Annotated in this window: 13 protein-coding genes; 4 read left to right on the top strand and 9 right to left on the bottom strand. The window is 73.7% G+C overall.

What is annotated here, in order from left to right; translation table 11 throughout:
- Positions 1-176: 176 nt before the first annotated feature.
- Positions 177-998, bottom strand: a complete 822-nt coding sequence (locus tag FHP29_RS17715) for an enoyl-CoA hydratase/isomerase family protein (RefSeq protein WP_139624178.1) — start codon at positions 996-998, stop codon at positions 177-179.
- 138 nt (positions 999-1136) lie between these two features.
- Between FHP29_RS17715 and FHP29_RS21855 the strand changes: the two genes are divergently transcribed.
- Both FHP29_RS21855 and FHP29_RS17710 read left to right on the top strand, forming a co-directional pair.
- Positions 1137-1295: a DUF5679 domain-containing protein gene (locus tag FHP29_RS21855; protein WP_238408271.1), complete on the top strand. Its 159-nt coding sequence runs from the start codon at positions 1137-1139 to the stop codon at positions 1293-1295.
- A gap of 146 nt (positions 1296-1441) precedes the next feature.
- The gene (locus FHP29_RS17710) at positions 1442-2311 is read left to right on the top strand and encodes a hypothetical protein (protein WP_139624177.1); all 870 of its coding nucleotides are present in this window, start codon (positions 1442-1444) and stop codon (positions 2309-2311) included.
- A gap of 16 nt (positions 2312-2327) precedes the next feature.
- Here FHP29_RS17710 and FHP29_RS21850 read toward each other — a convergent pair whose 3' ends face one another.
- The 5 genes from FHP29_RS21850 to FHP29_RS17695 form a co-directional block, all read right to left on the bottom strand.
- The gene (locus FHP29_RS21850) at positions 2328-2498 is read right to left on the bottom strand and encodes a hypothetical protein (protein WP_158296623.1); all 171 of its coding nucleotides are present in this window, start codon (positions 2496-2498) and stop codon (positions 2328-2330) included.
- Positions 2499-2638: 140 nt separating this feature from the next.
- On the bottom strand, positions 2639-2806 hold the full coding sequence (locus FHP29_RS22075; protein ID WP_192904040.1) for a hypothetical protein: 168 nt from the start codon (positions 2804-2806) through the stop codon (positions 2639-2641).
- A 63-nt stretch (positions 2807-2869) separates the two neighbouring features.
- Positions 2870-3136 carry a WhiB family transcriptional regulator gene (locus FHP29_RS17705; protein WP_139624176.1) on the bottom strand — a complete coding sequence of 89 codons (267 nt, stop codon included), beginning with the start codon at positions 3134-3136 and terminating at the stop codon, positions 2870-2872.
- A 151-nt stretch (positions 3137-3287) separates the two neighbouring features.
- On the bottom strand, positions 3288-3575 hold the full coding sequence (locus FHP29_RS17700) for a hypothetical protein (protein ID WP_139624175.1): 288 nt from the start codon (positions 3573-3575) through the stop codon (positions 3288-3290).
- 158 nt (positions 3576-3733) lie between these two features.
- On the bottom strand, positions 3734-5809 hold the full coding sequence (locus FHP29_RS17695) for an ATP-dependent DNA helicase UvrD2 (RefSeq protein WP_139624174.1): 2076 nt from the start codon (positions 5807-5809) through the stop codon (positions 3734-3736).
- 181 nt (positions 5810-5990) lie between these two features.
- Between FHP29_RS17695 and FHP29_RS17690 the strand changes: the two genes are divergently transcribed.
- Entirely contained in the window at positions 5991-6236 is a 246-nt protein-coding gene (locus FHP29_RS17690) for a mycoredoxin (protein WP_139624173.1), read from the top strand.
- Between the two features lie 3 nt (positions 6237-6239).
- Here the strand turns inward: FHP29_RS17690 and nudC are convergent, their stop codons facing one another.
- Positions 6240-7163, bottom strand: coding sequence for an NAD(+) diphosphatase (gene nudC / locus FHP29_RS17685; protein ID WP_240044574.1), 924 nt, complete (start codon positions 7161-7163; stop codon positions 6240-6242).
- A 31-nt stretch (positions 7164-7194) separates the two neighbouring features.
- Here nudC and FHP29_RS17680 point away from each other — a divergent pair, with 31 nt between their 5' ends.
- Positions 7195-7698: an OsmC family protein gene (locus FHP29_RS17680; protein WP_139624172.1), complete on the top strand. Its 504-nt coding sequence runs from the start codon at positions 7195-7197 to the stop codon at positions 7696-7698.
- 1 nt (position 7699) lies between these two features.
- On the opposite strand, the gene FHP29_RS17675 is transcribed toward FHP29_RS17680, so the two are convergent.
- Both FHP29_RS17675 and FHP29_RS17670 read right to left on the bottom strand, forming a co-directional pair.
- A complete protein-coding gene (locus tag FHP29_RS17675) occupies positions 7700-10939 on the bottom strand; it encodes an ATP-dependent DNA helicase (protein ID WP_139624171.1) in 3240 nt (1079 codons plus the stop codon).
- Between the two features lie 26 nt (positions 10940-10965).
- A complete protein-coding gene (locus FHP29_RS17670; RefSeq protein WP_240044573.1) occupies positions 10966-14220 on the bottom strand; it encodes an ATP-dependent helicase in 3255 nt (1084 codons plus the stop codon).
- Positions 14221-14299 lie beyond the last annotated feature (79 nt).

Here is a 14299-nt window from a genome sequence, read left to right as displayed (position 1 = left end):
TCCACAGCTTTCTCCACAGCCTTGTCCACAGGTCGCGCCCCGTCCGGATTGACCGCGTCCGCGAACCTGCCTAGGTTCGTCACCGACGAGGCCCCTCGGGGCCGCAGCACCTCGCTCGCAAGGGGAAGGCAAGCGAGGCGCCGCGGCACCGGGGGTCTCTTCTCGTTCCGGACCGGTCAGCGCCCGGTGAAGACCGGCGCCCGCCGCTCCTGAGCCGCCCGGATCCCCTCGAGCAGGTCCTCGGTCGCCAGCGTCACCGGCTGGGCCAGTCCCTCCCACTCCAGGGCGCTCTCGATGCTGGCGTGCCCGCGCTGCAGCGCCCGCTTGGTGAGCCGGGTCGCGACCGGCGCCGCGGCCGCGACCTCCGCGGCCGTGCTCAGGACGCCGGCGCGGAACTCCCCCGGCTCCCAGACCCGGGAGACGAGGCCGAGGCCGAGCGCCTCGTCGGCGTCGACGAGGCGCCCGGTGAGGAACAGGTCGCGGGCCGCGGCGGGTCCGACCACCTCGGACAGGAGGTAGGTGCCCGCCATGCCGGGGTGGATCCCGAGCCTGGTGAACGGCACGCCCATCCGCGCCCCGCGGGCGGCGTACCTGATGTCGCAGGCCAGCGCGACGCAGAGACCCGCGCCGACGGCCGCGCCGTTGATGGCGGCGATGGTCGGCACCTCCAGGCGGCGGATCGAGAGCCACGCGCGGTAGAACGGCAGCATCCGGGAGCGCAGCTCGTCGACGCTCGCCCCGGGCTCCGACGCGAGCCAGGACAGGTTCCCGCCCGAGCAGAAGCCCTTGCCCTCGCCGGTCACGACCACGACCCGCACCGACGGGTCGGCGGCGAGATGGTCGACCGCCCGCACCCAGGACTCGGTCATCTCGTCGCTCATCGCGTTGCGCAGCTCCGGCTGGTCCAGGACGAGGAGCGCGACGCCCTCGGCGGGCCGCTCGAGGCGCAGGTGCGTCAGGGAGGGCGGCGTGGGCCGGTTCACAGCGGATGCAGACATGCGGGGCACGCTACTGCGACTCCGTGGGGGCGTGCCGTAGGGTCAAGGAGGTCCGGAGCTCGGCTCCGGGCCCCGACGGGCTTCCCCCCATGTCCCCGTCGCGACGACCGAACGAACAAGATGAGCAAGGAGGCCGTCATGGCGGAGACCTGGAGCGGCGAGTTCTACTGCGTCAAGTGCAAGGAGAAGCGCGAGGCCGAGGGCGAGGTCAAGGTCAACGAGAAGGGGACCCGGATGGCCAAGGCCGTCTGCCCCGTCTGCGGCACGAACCTCAACCGCATCCTCGGCAAGGCCTGAGCACCCAGCTCAGCACGGCGCACAGCCGACTTTTCACGGGCGGCTCCACTTCGGTGGAGCCGCCCGTGCGCGTTCCCGGATCAGCTGGGGAGGTCGCCTGTGGATGACCGCCCGCAGCCGAACGCGCCGCGTGCGACGCTGCCGCCATGGCGTCCCGGCCCCTCCTGCTGCGTCCCGGCACCCCGGTCCTGTCCCGCTCCCCGGGCGTGCTCCAGATCGGCCTGCTCGGTCCGCGGGTTCGCCTGCCCGACGTCCCCGAGGTGCGACGCCTCCTCGAGGACCTCGCCGGCTCCTCCGGCCGCGCTGCTGCAGCCGGGCTGCCCGCCGAAGCGGCGAGAGCGCTGGACCGTCTCGTGGGCGCCGGCCTCGCGCTCCCAGCCCCGGACGCCGCGGCCCCGTCCGAGACCGGCACGGGCGATCTCGCCGCGCTGATGGCGCAGGCCGGCGCGGACGCCGTACGACGCCGCGCGGCGCGCGCCGACCTGCTGGTCGCCGTCGACGCCCCGCCCGGGATGGAGAGCCAGCTCGGGCCGCTGCTGTCCGCCGCGGGGCTGACCGTGGCCGGGCCGGCCCAGGACGCGGCCGTCCGCCTCGTCGTCGCCGGGGGTCCGCTCGCCCGCGAGCGGCTCGACCCGCTGGTGCGCGCCTCGGTGCCCCACCTGCTGGTGAGCGGCGACGCCGCTGCGCTGCGGATCGGGCCGTTCGTCGCACCGGGTCGGACCGCCTGCCTGCGCTGCGTGGACGCCCACGAGTCGCTGCACGACGAGCGGCTCCCGCTGCTGCTGGCCCAGGCGGCGCGGCAGAGCGCCGAGCAGCCACCGCCGCGCGATCCGGTCCTCGACCAGTTCGCCCTCGCCTGGGCGGTGCGCGATCTGGCCCGTTTCGTGGAGGGTGACGAGCCGAGCACCTGGTCGACCACCGTCGACCTCGGACCGACCGCCGCGCCCCTCCTCACCCGGTGGGGCCGCCATCCCTACTGCGGCTGCGCGTGGGACGGCTTCCTCGACCTGCCGTGACGCCGATCGGGCGCGGTCACCACCACTCGCTGTCGAGCTTGGCCTCCATCGAGCGCAGGTGCGCGCGGGAGCACTCGTCGCAGTAGCGACGGACCCGGCCGCGCTCGACCGACGTGGTCCAGGTCAGTGGGGGCTCCTCGCCCTCGGCCCGGCGACCGCAGAAGTCGCAGGTCACGCTCGTGCTCACGCTCCCAGGGTAGGGGAAATGCCGGAAGGGCCGGCCCGACGATCGGTCGGTCCGGCCCTTCCTGCTCACCCGCGATCAGGTGCTCTCCGAGGTGGCCTCGGCGAATTCCGGTCTCGCTGGTCCGCGTGCTGCGGACCTGCTCAGAGTGCGCGAGCGAGGGCGAGACGAGCCTGCTGCGCTGCACGCTCGGCCTTGCGGCTCAAGCGGCGGGCGCGGGCCATCCTGCTGGCCGCGCGCAGCTGCTGCGCCTCTCCCAGGCGCATGGCCATGTGGGCCCGCGCCAGGTCTTCGTTCATCAAGTGGTTCATCTCAGGCTCCTGTGAGTGGATTTCAGAAAGGGGAATTGCGATGGATGGGTGGATCGGCCCGGTCTAGGCCGCCGCGTTCTTGCGCGGGCGACCCCGGGGCCGCTTGCGCGGGATCACCACGCCGGCCAGGAACAGCTCGCCGCCCCAGACACCCCACGGCTCACGCCGCTCGAGGGCGCCCGAGAGGCACATGCTCTGGACAGGGCAGTCCAGGCACAGCGCCTTCGCGGCCTCGACGTCCGACGGGGACTCTGCGAACCACAGCTCCGCATCGTTCAGCCGGCACGGCAGCAGCTCGTCCAGCGTCGGCTCGAGAACACTGGTCGTCATCTGCTTTTCACCTCCTCAATCACTGACCTGATCGCGTTGTCATTTCCGGTGGGGATCCGGGGCTTCGCGCTTCTCGGTCGGAGAATGACGAAGGCCGCGGATCCCGGTCTGTTCGGGTTCCGCGGCCTGGAGGCTGCCGAGCTGAGAGGTGTCAGATCGGTGGGCTCCAGGCGAGGGGACCCGGGACGTAGGCGGCGTTGCTGCCAAGGCGTCCCTTGGTGGCGACGGCGCCGGCGATGGCGAACTTCCGCTCTGCGGCGTCGATGGCCACGAGGGCGCACGTGCCGAACACGGTCGTGCCCATGGCCGGACGCGTGGCAAAGCCCTGGACCTCGAGGGTCGCGGGGGCAGAGGTGGCGTGGCCGAAGGACGCGGACAGCGGGAGCTGCCAAGCCGACGTCATCGCCGGGAAGACCGGCTGCATCGTGATGTTCTCCATGGGTGCCACCTCCTTCGGTGCGTGCGGGCGCCAGCCCTGCCGGGGCTGTGATGCGCAGTGGAACTTGCCTGATGACCGTAATGGCCGCTCAACAGGCCGCGCAAATCATTTATCGGAGTTTTCGCGACTTTTTTTCGAACCCTCGGTCCTCGACGCTCTCAGGAGCCTTCGGAGACGAGTGCGAGCACGGCCTCGCCGTACCGCTCGATCTTGTTGGGACCGACTCCGTTGACCTTCGCGAGCGCCTTGATCGAGGTCGGCTTGTGCTCGGCGATCAGCTCGAGGGTGGCGTCGGTGAACACGACGTACGCCGGCAGCGGCTTGCCGTCCTCCCCCGCCTCCCGCGCGGTCTCGAGGCGCCAGGCCCTGAGCCGCTCGAACAGCGCCTCGTCGTAGCGCACGGGGTGGTGGGAGCAGCGTCCGCGCTTCTTCTCCGCCGCGGACGACAGCGGCTGGAGGCACTCGCGACAGCGGGCCACCTTGGTGCGCGCCCGAGGCTGCTGCGGCTGCTGGCTCGCGGGCAGCATCGGCACGATGAAGCGCGAGGGCTGACGCCGCGGCGCCTGGCCGGGGTTGCGGGCGGCGGACCAGGAGACCATCAGCTCGCGCCGCGCCCGGGTGACCCCGACGTAGAGCAGGCGCCGCTCCTCCTCGACGGCGTCGGGCCGTGCTCCGCCCTGCTCGGCGTAGACGATCGGCACGGTGCCGTCCTGGACGCCGCAGCAGAAGACGGCGTCCCACTCCAGGCCCTTGGCGGCGTGGAAGGTCGCCAGCGTGACGCCGTCGGCGCTCGGCGCGTGCTGCTCGGCGGCGCGGCGATCGAGGTCCTCCACGAACGCCGCGACCGAGGCGTCGGCGCCGCGCTCGGTCGCGAACTCCTCGGCCTGGTCGGCCAGCGCCTGGAAGGACTCCCACCGGTCGCGGACCTGGCCGCGCGAGGTCGGCGGCTCCGCGCTCCAGCCCATGCCGCCGAGGACTCCCTTGACCACCTCGAGCCACGGGCCGTCGCCGCCCTCCCCCGAGCGGGCGGCGCCGCGGAGCCGGGTCACCGCCTCGAGCACCTCTCGCCGCTCGAAGAAGCGCGCGGCGCCACGCACGATGTAGGGGATGCCGCGGTCGGAGAGCGCGTCCTCGAAGGTCTCCGACTGGGCGTTGATGCGGAACAGCACCGCCATCTCGCCGTACGCCGTGCCGGCGCGCTGGAGGCGCACGATCCGGTCGGCGACGGCGCGCGCCTCGGCGACCTCGTCGGCCTCCCCGACGAAGCGGACCGCCGCGCCCGCCTTCTGCTGGGAGCGCAGCTCGACGCCGGCGCTGGAGGTGCCGGCGAGGAGGGCGTTGGCGGTCGCGACGACCTGCGGGGTCGAACGGTAGTTGCGCACCAGCTCGATCGAGGTCGTGCCGGCATAGCGCTGAGGGAAGGTGCGCAGGTAGTCGGCGTCGGCCCCGGCGAAGCTGTAGATCGTCTGCGCCGGGTCGCCGACGACGCACAGCTCGTCACGGCCGCCGAGCCACAGGTCGAGCAGGGCCGACTGGAGCGGCGAGACGTCCTGGAACTCGTCGACGACGAACCATTTGTACTGCCGGCGCACCTGCGCCGCGACCCGCTCGTCGGAGGCGAGCACGCCCGCGGTCAGCAGCAGGACGTCCTCCATGTCCATCCGTCCCTGGTCGCGCTTGACCTGCTCGTAGGCGGCGATCACCCGCCCGATGGTCTCCGGCGTCTGGTCGGCCACGGATCGGCCCTTGGCGGGCGCGACGCGCGGGTAGTCGTCGGCGCCGACGTTGCTCACCTTGGCCCACTCGATCTCCGAGGCGAGGTCACGCAGCAGCGCCTGCTCGGCCCGCAGGCCCAGGTTGCGGCAGGCGAGCGCGAGCATCGGGATCTTCGACTCGGTCAGCGTCGGCAGCTCGGTGCCGTGGACGTGGGGCCAGAAGTAGCGCAGCTGGCGGAGGGCCGCGCTGTGGAAGGTCCGCGCCTGCACGCCGGGTGCACCGAGCTGGCGCAGCCGCTGCCTCAGCTCGCCCGCCGCCCGGGTGGTGAAGGTGACCGCGAGCACCTCGGTCGGTGCGTAGACCCCCGCCATCACCCCGTGCGCGATGCGGTGGGTGATCGCCCGCGTCTTGCCCGTCCCCGCACCGGCCAGCACCCGCACCGGTCCGCGCAGCGTCTCCGCGACCTGCCGCTGCTCGGGGTCGAGCGCGGAGAGGAGACGTTCGATGGACTCGGACATGGGGCCGTGCGCTCCTTCGGGGGCTGGTCCGGACTGGGGATCCCAACCTAGACGCTGCCCCCGACACGAGTCCCCGGTCGGTCGGTCGCTGCCACAGCGCTCACCGGTCCCGCGGAACAAGCGCGCGGACGCCGTGGTTGAGTGGACGCAGCCCGAACCGACCGGAAAGAAGTGCCCCGCGATGAGCTTCACGATGTACACGACCCCCTGGTGCGGCTACTGCCACCGCCTCAAGAGCCAGCTGGACCGCGAGGGCATCGCCTACGAGATCGTCGACATCGAGCAGCAGCCCGAGGCCGCCGCGGTCGTGGAGTCGGCCAACAACGGCAACCAGACCGTCCCGACGCTCGTGTACGCCGACGGGACGGCGCAGACCAACCCCAGCGTCGCCCAGGTGAAGGCCAAGCTCGAGGCGCTCAGCGCCTGATCCTCACCAACTGCCGGGCAGCGGTCCGCCGTACCAGTCCTCCACGAGCGAGCGGCTGATCGAGACCCCGCCGGGGAGCACGAGCGTGCCGTCGGCGGCCTGGCGTCGCATCTCCGCACGGGTGAACCAGCGCGCGTCCTCGACGTCGTGGTCCTCGAGACGGATGTCCTCGGTCACCGCCCGTCCGTGGAAGCCGAGCATCAGGCTCGACGGCAGCGGCCACGGCTGGTTGCCGAAGTAGCGCACCTCGCCGACCACGACACCGGTCTCCTCGAGCACCTCGCGCCGTACGGCGTCCTCGAGCGACTCCCCCGGCTCGCAGAATCCGGCCAGGGTCGAGAACCGCCCCGGCGGCCAGCTGTGGTTGCGCCCCAGCAGGCAGCGCTCCTCGGGAGAGCCGGGGTCACCGGCGGCGATGAGCATGATGACCGCCGGGTCCGAGCGGGGGAACTGCGGCTTGCCGCAGTCGACGCACACCAGCTCGTGCCCGGCGGCGCGCGACGTCAGTGCGCCGCCGCACCGCGGGCAGAAGCGATGGGCCCAGTGCCACTCGGCCAGGCCCAGCGCGTGGAACACCAACGGCGCCTCCCCGGTCCGCTCGCCGGTCCGCTCCCCGGTGAGGAAGGGCAGCAGCCCACGCAGGGGCAGCCACCGCTCCGGCTCGGCCTTCGCGAGCTCGCCGGGCACGATCACGGCCCACCAGGTGGTGCCGGAACGCTCGCCGAGCAGCAGTCGTACGCCGTCCGGCGCGTCCGCGGTCGGGACCCACTCGAGTCCCTCGGGGCCGGGCCGGACCCGCGTCCCCGCGATCACGAGGACCCGTCCGGCCGGATCCGCCCAGCGCTCGTCCAGCCAGGTCTCGTCCGTGCGGAGCAACCCCATTCGGTCGTGCGGGTCGGCGACCAGGGACAGGTGCGGGAAGGTCACAACCCGAGCCTAGAGGGGCCTACGCTGAGCCATGGACGCCAGCACCCTCCGTGCCGCGCAGGCACCGCTGAAGGAGCGCTACCGGGCCGATCCCGCTGCAGCGCGATCCGGCACGGTCGCGACCGGCGACTACCGCGATCCGGAGGTCACCGCCACGATCGACGGCTTCGCCGGACCGGTCCGCGCAGGACTGCACCCCGCCACCGGCGGCGACGGCACCGACGCGTGCTCGGCCGACCTGCTGCTCCAGGCGGTGCTCGGGTGCGCCGGCGTGACCCTGCGCGCGGTCGCCACCGCCATGGGCGTCGAGATCCGCTCCGCGCGGCTGCGGGCCGACGGCTGGTGGGACGCCCGCGGCACCCTCGGCCTCGACCGGGCAGCACCGGTCGGCGTCCAGGACGTCGTCGTCACGATCCTCCTCGACACCGACGCCGACGACGCTGCCCTCGAGCGCCTCGCCGCCGCGACCGAGCGCTACTGCGTGGTCGGGCGCAGCCTCGCGCAGCCGCCCGAGATCAGGGTCGCACGCTCCTGACTCACTGCAGCAGCTGCTCCACCTCCTCGCGTCCGGGCAGCTCGTCGTGCACCACGAGCTCACCGGACCGCACGTAGAAGAAGCCCGCCCGCACGCGCTCCGGGGCGATGCCCTGAAGCTCGGCCCACGCCAGGCGATAGACGGCGAGCTGGAGCGGGTCGGCGTCCTGGCGCGCGCTGGTCTTCCAGTCGACGACCAGGAAGGATCCGTCGGGCTCGGCGTAGACGGCGTCGATCCGGCCGCGCACGACCTGCCGGCGTCCCGTCCCGGCGCCGAGGACGAGCGCGAACGGCGCCTCGACCGCGTGCGGCGGGCGGGTGCCGAACGGTCCCTCCTCGAAGCGCGCGACGAGCTCCTTGAGGTCGGCCTCGTCGTCGATACCGGCGTCGGCGCGTCCGGAGAGCTCGTCGGGGTCGAAGAGCCCCTGCTGGCCGAATCGGGCTTCGACCCACGCGTGGAAGCGGGTGCCGAACCTGGCCGCCGGAGCGGGCGGGCGCGGCATGGGGCGGGCGAGGTCGCGAGCGAAGGCCTGGGGGTCGTCGCGCAACCGGCCGAGCGCGGTGGCCGAGAGCGACGACGGAAGCGGCACCTCGATCTGGTTGCCCGCCCCCGCGGCGAGACGCGCCTCGGTGAGCAGCTGCTCGATCTCGGCGTCCCACTCGGCGACGCGCGCGGCGGTCACGATGTCGAGGTCGGGATCAGGAGCCCCGGGGTCGGCCTCGGCGACCCGGGCCGCCGCGACCAGCCGGAGCCGCGCCTCCTCCCCCATCGCGTCGACCGGCCACGGTCGGGACGGATCCTCCGCGTCGTAGGGGTTGGCTGCCCCCTTCTCGGGGCGGACCAGCCAGGGCTCGGGGGCCAGGCCCCACGCACTGAGCGCCTCGCGGACGGTCTCCTGATAGGACGACGGGCCGTAGGGCGTCTTGCGCGGACCCCATTGGTAGGAGGTCACGGCGAGCCGGTGGGCGGCGCGGGTGAACGCGACGTACCCGAGCCGGAGCTCCTCGTCGGCCTCGTGCGCCTTGGCCCGCTGCCGGTAGTCGTCGAGCGCCGCCTTGTCGAAGCCCTCGAGCTGGGGAAGATCGGCGGCGTCCCCCCGCAACGGAGCGGGCAGCACCGCCGGGGAGGAGACCCACAGCGTCCGTCCCTGCGCGGAGGGGAACCGGGACTCGCACACGCCCACACAGAACACGGTGTCCCACTCGAGGCCCTTGGAGCGGTGCACCGTCAACAGCTTCACCGAGTCGGCCTCGGTGGGCGTGGCGATGTCGAGTCCGTTGCCCTGGTCGTCCTCCGCCGTGAGGTACGCGAGCAGCGCGGGCAGGGTGACATCGCCGTCGACCGCCTGGAAGTCGGCGACGGCCTTGACGAACAGATCGAGGTTGTCCCGGCGGGCCGCGGCCGCCGGACTGACGGCCGAGGCGAGCTCGACGTCGGCGCCGGTCACGTCGATGATCCGACGGACGAGGTCGAGCAGGGGCTCTCCCACCGCGGAGCGCAGCTGCCGCAGCTCGTCGCGCAGCAGGGCGAACCTGGCCAGGGCCTCCGGTGCGTAGGGGCCCTCCCCCGGGTCGGCGAGCGCGTCGTCGAGGCACGGCAGCTCCGCGGGATCGATGCCGTCGGCGATCGCGACGAGCTGGTCGGAGACCGAGACCTGCTCACCGGAGCGCCCGCGCCGCCCGGCCAGCTCGCCGGCGCGCTGGCCGAGAAGACGCAGGTCCCGCGGGCCGATCGCCCATCGCGGGCCGGCGAGCAGGGTCAACAGCGCGGCGTTGTCGGTCACGTCGTGCAGTAGTCGCAGCACGGCGACGATCTCGGCGATCTCCGGCAGTCGCAGGAGGCCGGACAGGCCCACGATCTCGACGGGGATCCCGGCGGCCGTCAACGCGTCGAAGACCAGCTCGGCATGCGCGTTGTCACGCGTCAGCACACCGATCGAGGCCCAGCCACCGGGCTCGCCGCCATGGGCGCCTCGCACCGCCTCGGCCAGCCAGGCGAGCTCGTGACGCTGGGTCTCGAAGGTGTGCGCCTCCACGACGCCGTCGACCGCACCCTCCGGGGCCCGCAGCCGCGCCACGCCGGAGCCGCGCGCCTCGAGCGCGTCGTACAACGGCTCGGCGAGGTGGCTGGCGACGTCGAGGATGCGCCGGTCGGAGCGCCGGTTGACGGTCAGGGCGTAGGTCGCTGGCGTGCCGTCGGGCGCTGGGAAGGTCGCGGCGAAGTTGAGGATGTTGGCCACCGAGGCGCCGCGCCAGCCGTAGATGGCCTGGTTGGGATCGCCCACCGCCGTGACCGCGTGGCCCAGCCCGGCACCGGGCTCGGGACCGGAGAACAGCCGCGAGAGCATGATGGCCTGCGCCACCGAGGTGTCCTGGTACTCGTCGAGGAGGACGACCTTGAACCGCCCCCGCTCCACGGCACCCACCTCGGGCCGCTCGGCCGCCAGGCGCGCGCCCAGCTCGATCTGGTCGGAGAAGTCCATCAGGCCGAGGTCACCCTTCAGCCGACGGTACGACGCGACGAGCTCGAGCAGCTCGGCCCGGCGGTCGATCGCCGACAGCGCCCTGTCGATCACGTCGAGATAGGTCTTGCGGGCCTTTCCGGCCAGCTCCTCCTCGCGCGCCCGGACGAACCCGCGGCGCGCGGTCTCGTCGTGCTCACGCACCCGGTCGGGGGTGACGAGGTGCTCGCTCATCGCCGAGTCGAGGGCGAGCAGGTTCTGGATCGCGGTCTCGGGATGGTCGGTGAGGTGCTCGATGGTGCCGGTGAAGCGGTCGACGACGCGGGCGCCGAGCTGGTAGCGGGCGGCGTCGGTGATCACGCGGGTGTCGGGCTCGTGGCCGATCCGCAGGCCGTGGTCGGTCAGCAGGCTCGACGCATAGGCGTTGTAGGTGGCGACCGTCGGCTCGAGGATCTCCTCGGCGTCGTCGCCGTCCGCGGGGGTCGGGGGCGCCGACAGGTCGAGCGCCCCGGCGTCGCTGAGGGCGGTACGGATGCGCTGGCGCAGCTCGGCCGCTGCCTTCGTGGTGAAGGTGAGGCCGAGGACCTCCTCGGGTCGGACCTGGCCGGTCAGCACGAGGTAGACCACACGGGCGGCCATCAGCGTCGTCTTGCCTGAGCCGGCGCCCGCGATCACGACCGCGGGCCGCAGGGGGGCGCTGATGGCGGCCCACTGCTCCTCGCTCGGCGGGAACTTCGCCCGCATCGCCCGCTGGAGATCGGCGGGCGTCTCGATGACCATCGGGATGGAGGCTGTCGTGGGAGCAGTCACTGGGCCACCACCGCTCCTGCGCTCTTCGCGGGACACAGGGACACGAACGTGCAGGTCCGGCACTGCTGGCCCGCGACGGCCGGGAAGTGCTCCTCCCGGATGAGCAGCGCCGCGTGGGACAGGCGAGCGCGCAGCTCCTCGCGCTCGGGCCCGTCCTCGGCGTGCACCGGCTGCCGCTGGACGGTGGCGTCCGCGCCGCCGTCGAGGAGGCCGAGCTGGACCAGCTCGGCTCCGCCCGCCCGCCGCGCCGGCTCCTCGGAGTCGGTGTCGAGGGCGCCGTGGTCGACGGCGTACTGGTAGAGCGCGAGCTGGACATGGGTCTTGACCGAGGTGTCGCTCGGCTTGGTGCGGCCGGTCTTGAGGTCGACGACGACCACCCGTCCGTCGGTGTCGAGCTCGACCCGGTCGGCATAGCCGGTGACCTGGACCTGTTCCCCGTCGACGTCCACGACCGTGGAGAACCGCTCCTCGAGGCCCAGGAGGGTCCGGGGGTTGGACTCGTGCCAGTCCACGAACCTCTCGAGCGCCGCGCGCACCCGGTCGTGCTCGCGCTGCTTCGACCACGGCGTCCGGAAGTCGAGCCGGTCCCACACCTCGTCGACGTGGGCCATCAGGGCGTCCGGGTCCGGGGGCGCGTCGCCGGCGGCCACCCGCTCGGCGAGCGCGTGCACCAGCTCGCCGAGGTTGGCGGACTGGTGGGCGCGACCGGCTCCGCCCGCCTCCCGGGGGAGGAACCACTGGGTCGGGCAGGTCGCCAGTGAGTCGAGCATGCTCGCCGACACCGGCACCGGCCGCTCCTCGGCGCGGATCGGCTCCGCCGACCGGCTCACGGCCCGCGTGCCCCACCAGGTCGCGGGATCGGCGGCCGGGACGGCGGGGCGCCGGCCCACCCGCTCGTGGGAGAGCCGGGCCAGACGGCGAGCGGCGGCGTCGCGCAGCGCGGGGTCGGACGCCGGGTCGGCGAGGGTGCGTCGCAGCTCGGCCACGAGTCCGTCCAGGGACAGCGGGCGCGGCGGTCGTCCCACGACGTGCTCGACGCCGGACCCCAGCTCGTCGAGGAAGCGGGACGGCTGCTCGCCCTCGTCCTCCCCGGAGCGGACCGCGGTCACGACCAGCCGCTCGCGCGCGCGGGTGCACGCGACGTAGAAGAGGCGGCGCTCCTCCATCAGCAGCTCACGGGTCGTCAGCGGCGGCACGACCGACCCCACGAGTCCGCCGGCTGCGGACGGGCCGATCCGGTCGGCCTGCAGGAGCGTGGAGCGGCGGCGCAGATCGGGCCAGCCCTCGGCCTGGACGTGGGCGACCACGACGAGCCGCCACTCCAGGCCCTTGCTGCGGTGGGCCGTCAGCAGGCGTACGGCGGCTCCCCGCGCTCCGCGGTCGGCGAGCGTGTCGGCGGGGATCTCCTGCTGGACGAGGCCCTCGAGGAAGGGCGCGACGGCGAGGTGCTCGCGTCGCTCGCCCGCGCGGACGGCGACGTCGAAGAGCGCGCAGATCGAGTCGAGGTCGCGGTGGGCGCGGCGCGCTGCTCCGCCGCCGGTCTCGACCGAGCGGCGCAGTCGCTGGGGCCACGAGGTGCCGGACCAGAGCGTCCAGAGCAGCTCCTCGGCGCTGGCGCCGGCGTCGAGCTCGGCGCGGGCGCGGGCCAGGAGCCGGGCGAGGGCGAGCGCCCGCTCCGCCTCGGGGGCGGCGATCGGGTCGAGATAGGACGAGTCGACCACGGCGAGCCGGACCAGCTCCCGCGAGCTGCGCGGCGTGCCGCCGGTCTGCTGGCACAGATCCTTCTCGCGCTGGCGCAGCAGGCGCGCCAGGCGGCGCACGTCGCCGGCGTCGAGACCGCCGAGCGGACCGGTCAGGAGCGACTCCGCCCGGGCGGCATCGACGTACTCCACCTGCTCGGGGTCGTCGTTGTCGAGGTTGACGACGGCGCGCAGGGCGTCGAGCAGCGGCAGGACCGCCGGGTCGCGCACGAGCGGCACCTCGTCGCGCGCGACCTCGACGGGCACTCCGGCAGCGCCGAGCGCCCGGCGCAGTGGGGCGATGCTGGCCCGCCCCGACCGCACCAGCACGGCCATCTCGTCCCACGGCACGCCGTCCTCGAGGTGGGCCCGGCGCAACAGGTCGGCGAGGTGCTCGGCCTCGGCGCGCTCGGTGTCGAAGGTGCGCACCTGGACGCGACCGGGGCCGTACGTCGCGCCTTCGGCGCGCGGCGCGAGGAACAGCTCGCGGGCCTCGGCGGGAATGGTCCCGCGCAGTCCGATCCGGCCGGCGACCCGCTGGGCGGGAGCCAGGATCCCCGGCCCGAAGCGGCGGACGGTGCGCAGGGCCACGACGTCGGCGGGTGCCCCGTCCACGCGAGGGAACTCGGTCGGGAACTCGAGGATCCCGCGCACCTCGGCGCCCCGGAAGCCGTAGATCGACTGGTGCGGGTCGCCGACCGCCACGAGGTCGCGGCCGTCGCCCGCGATCGCCCGCAGGAGCGCGACCTGACCCGGGTCGGTGTCCTGGTATTCGTCGACGAAGACGTAGCGGAACTCCTCGCGCAGCTCGGCGCGGTGGTCCTCGGCCTCGATGCGCGCCCGGCGGATCAGGTCGGCGTAGTCGGTGGCGCCCAGGGAGTCGAGGGAGTCGAGATACTGCTCGAGGAAGAGCCCGGCCGCGACGAACTCCTCGATGCCCTCGCTCTCACCGAGGCGACGCAGCGCCTCGCCGTCGAGCCCCTTCTCCCGGGCCCGGCCCAGCACCGCGTGGACCTCGCGGGCGAACCCGCGGGTGGCCATGGCCTGCCGGAAGCGCTCCGGCCAGCGGACCGACTCCGGGTGGTCGGCGAGCAGCTCGCGCAGCACGACGTCCTGCTCGGGCGCGGAGAGCAGGCGCAGGGGCGCGTCGTAGAGCCCGGTCGGCGCGTAGCGCCGGACGAGGCCGTAGGCGAAGGAGTGGAAGGTCGAGCTGAGCTGGGTGGCGGTCGTGCCGCCCAGCCGGGCCGTGACCCGGTCCCGCAGCTGGTCGGCCGCCTTGCGCGAGAACGTCAGCGCGAGGATCTGGTCGGGGCGTGCCCCCCGCCGCTCGATCCGGTCGACGATGGCCTCGACCAGCGTGGTGGTCTTGCCCGTCCCGGGCCCGGCCAGGACGAGCAGCGGCCCCCCGACGTGGTCGACGACCCGGCGCTGGTGCTCGTCGAGCTCCGGCACCGCCGCGACCGGCGGCGCCGGCGCGAGGCGATAGGTGATCGGGGCGGTCGAGGAGTCCACAGCGCCACTCAACCACCCCGTCCCGACACAATCCCGCCCCGGTGCGGACACCGCCGAAGAGCAGGGCCCGGCGAGCAAA

The organism is Nocardioides albidus (assembly GCF_006335005.1).
Lineage (GTDB): Bacteria > Actinomycetota > Actinomycetes > Propionibacteriales > Nocardioidaceae > Nocardioides > Nocardioides albidus.
The sequence above is the reverse complement of the archived record's forward strand: the minus strand, read 5'-3'. Positions and strand labels throughout refer to the sequence as shown.

What these genes read in the sequence shown, in the direction of transcription:
- FHP29_RS17715 (WP_139624178.1), bottom strand. Translation starts at nt 998, where the DNA reads ATGTCTGCATCCGCTGTGAACCGGCCCACGCCGCCCTCCCTGACGCAC.
- FHP29_RS22075 (WP_192904040.1), bottom strand. Translation starts at nt 2,806, where the DNA reads ATGAACCACTTGATGAACGAAGACCTGGCGCGGGCCCACATGGCCATG.
- FHP29_RS17675 (WP_139624171.1), bottom strand. Translation starts at nt 10,939, where the DNA reads ATGGTCATCGAGACGCCCGCCGATCTCCAGCGGGCGATGCGGGCGAAG.
- FHP29_RS17690 (WP_139624173.1), top strand. Translation starts at nt 5,991, where the DNA reads ATGAGCTTCACGATGTACACGACCCCCTGGTGCGGCTACTGCCACCGC.
- FHP29_RS17710 (WP_139624177.1), top strand. Translation starts at nt 1,442, where the DNA reads ATGGCGTCCCGGCCCCTCCTGCTGCGTCCCGGCACCCCGGTCCTGTCC.
- FHP29_RS17680 (WP_139624172.1), top strand. Translation starts at nt 7,195, where the DNA reads ATGGACGCCAGCACCCTCCGTGCCGCGCAGGCACCGCTGAAGGAGCGC.
- FHP29_RS17700 (WP_139624175.1), bottom strand. Translation starts at nt 3,575, where the DNA reads ATGGAGAACATCACGATGCAGCCGGTCTTCCCGGCGATGACGTCGGCT.
- FHP29_RS17695 (WP_139624174.1), bottom strand. Translation starts at nt 5,809, where the DNA reads ATGTCCGAGTCCATCGAACGTCTCCTCTCCGCGCTCGACCCCGAGCAG.
- FHP29_RS17705 (WP_139624176.1), bottom strand. Translation starts at nt 3,136, where the DNA reads ATGACGACCAGTGTTCTCGAGCCGACGCTGGACGAGCTGCTGCCGTGC.
- FHP29_RS21855 (WP_238408271.1), top strand. Translation starts at nt 1,137, where the DNA reads ATGGCGGAGACCTGGAGCGGCGAGTTCTACTGCGTCAAGTGCAAGGAG.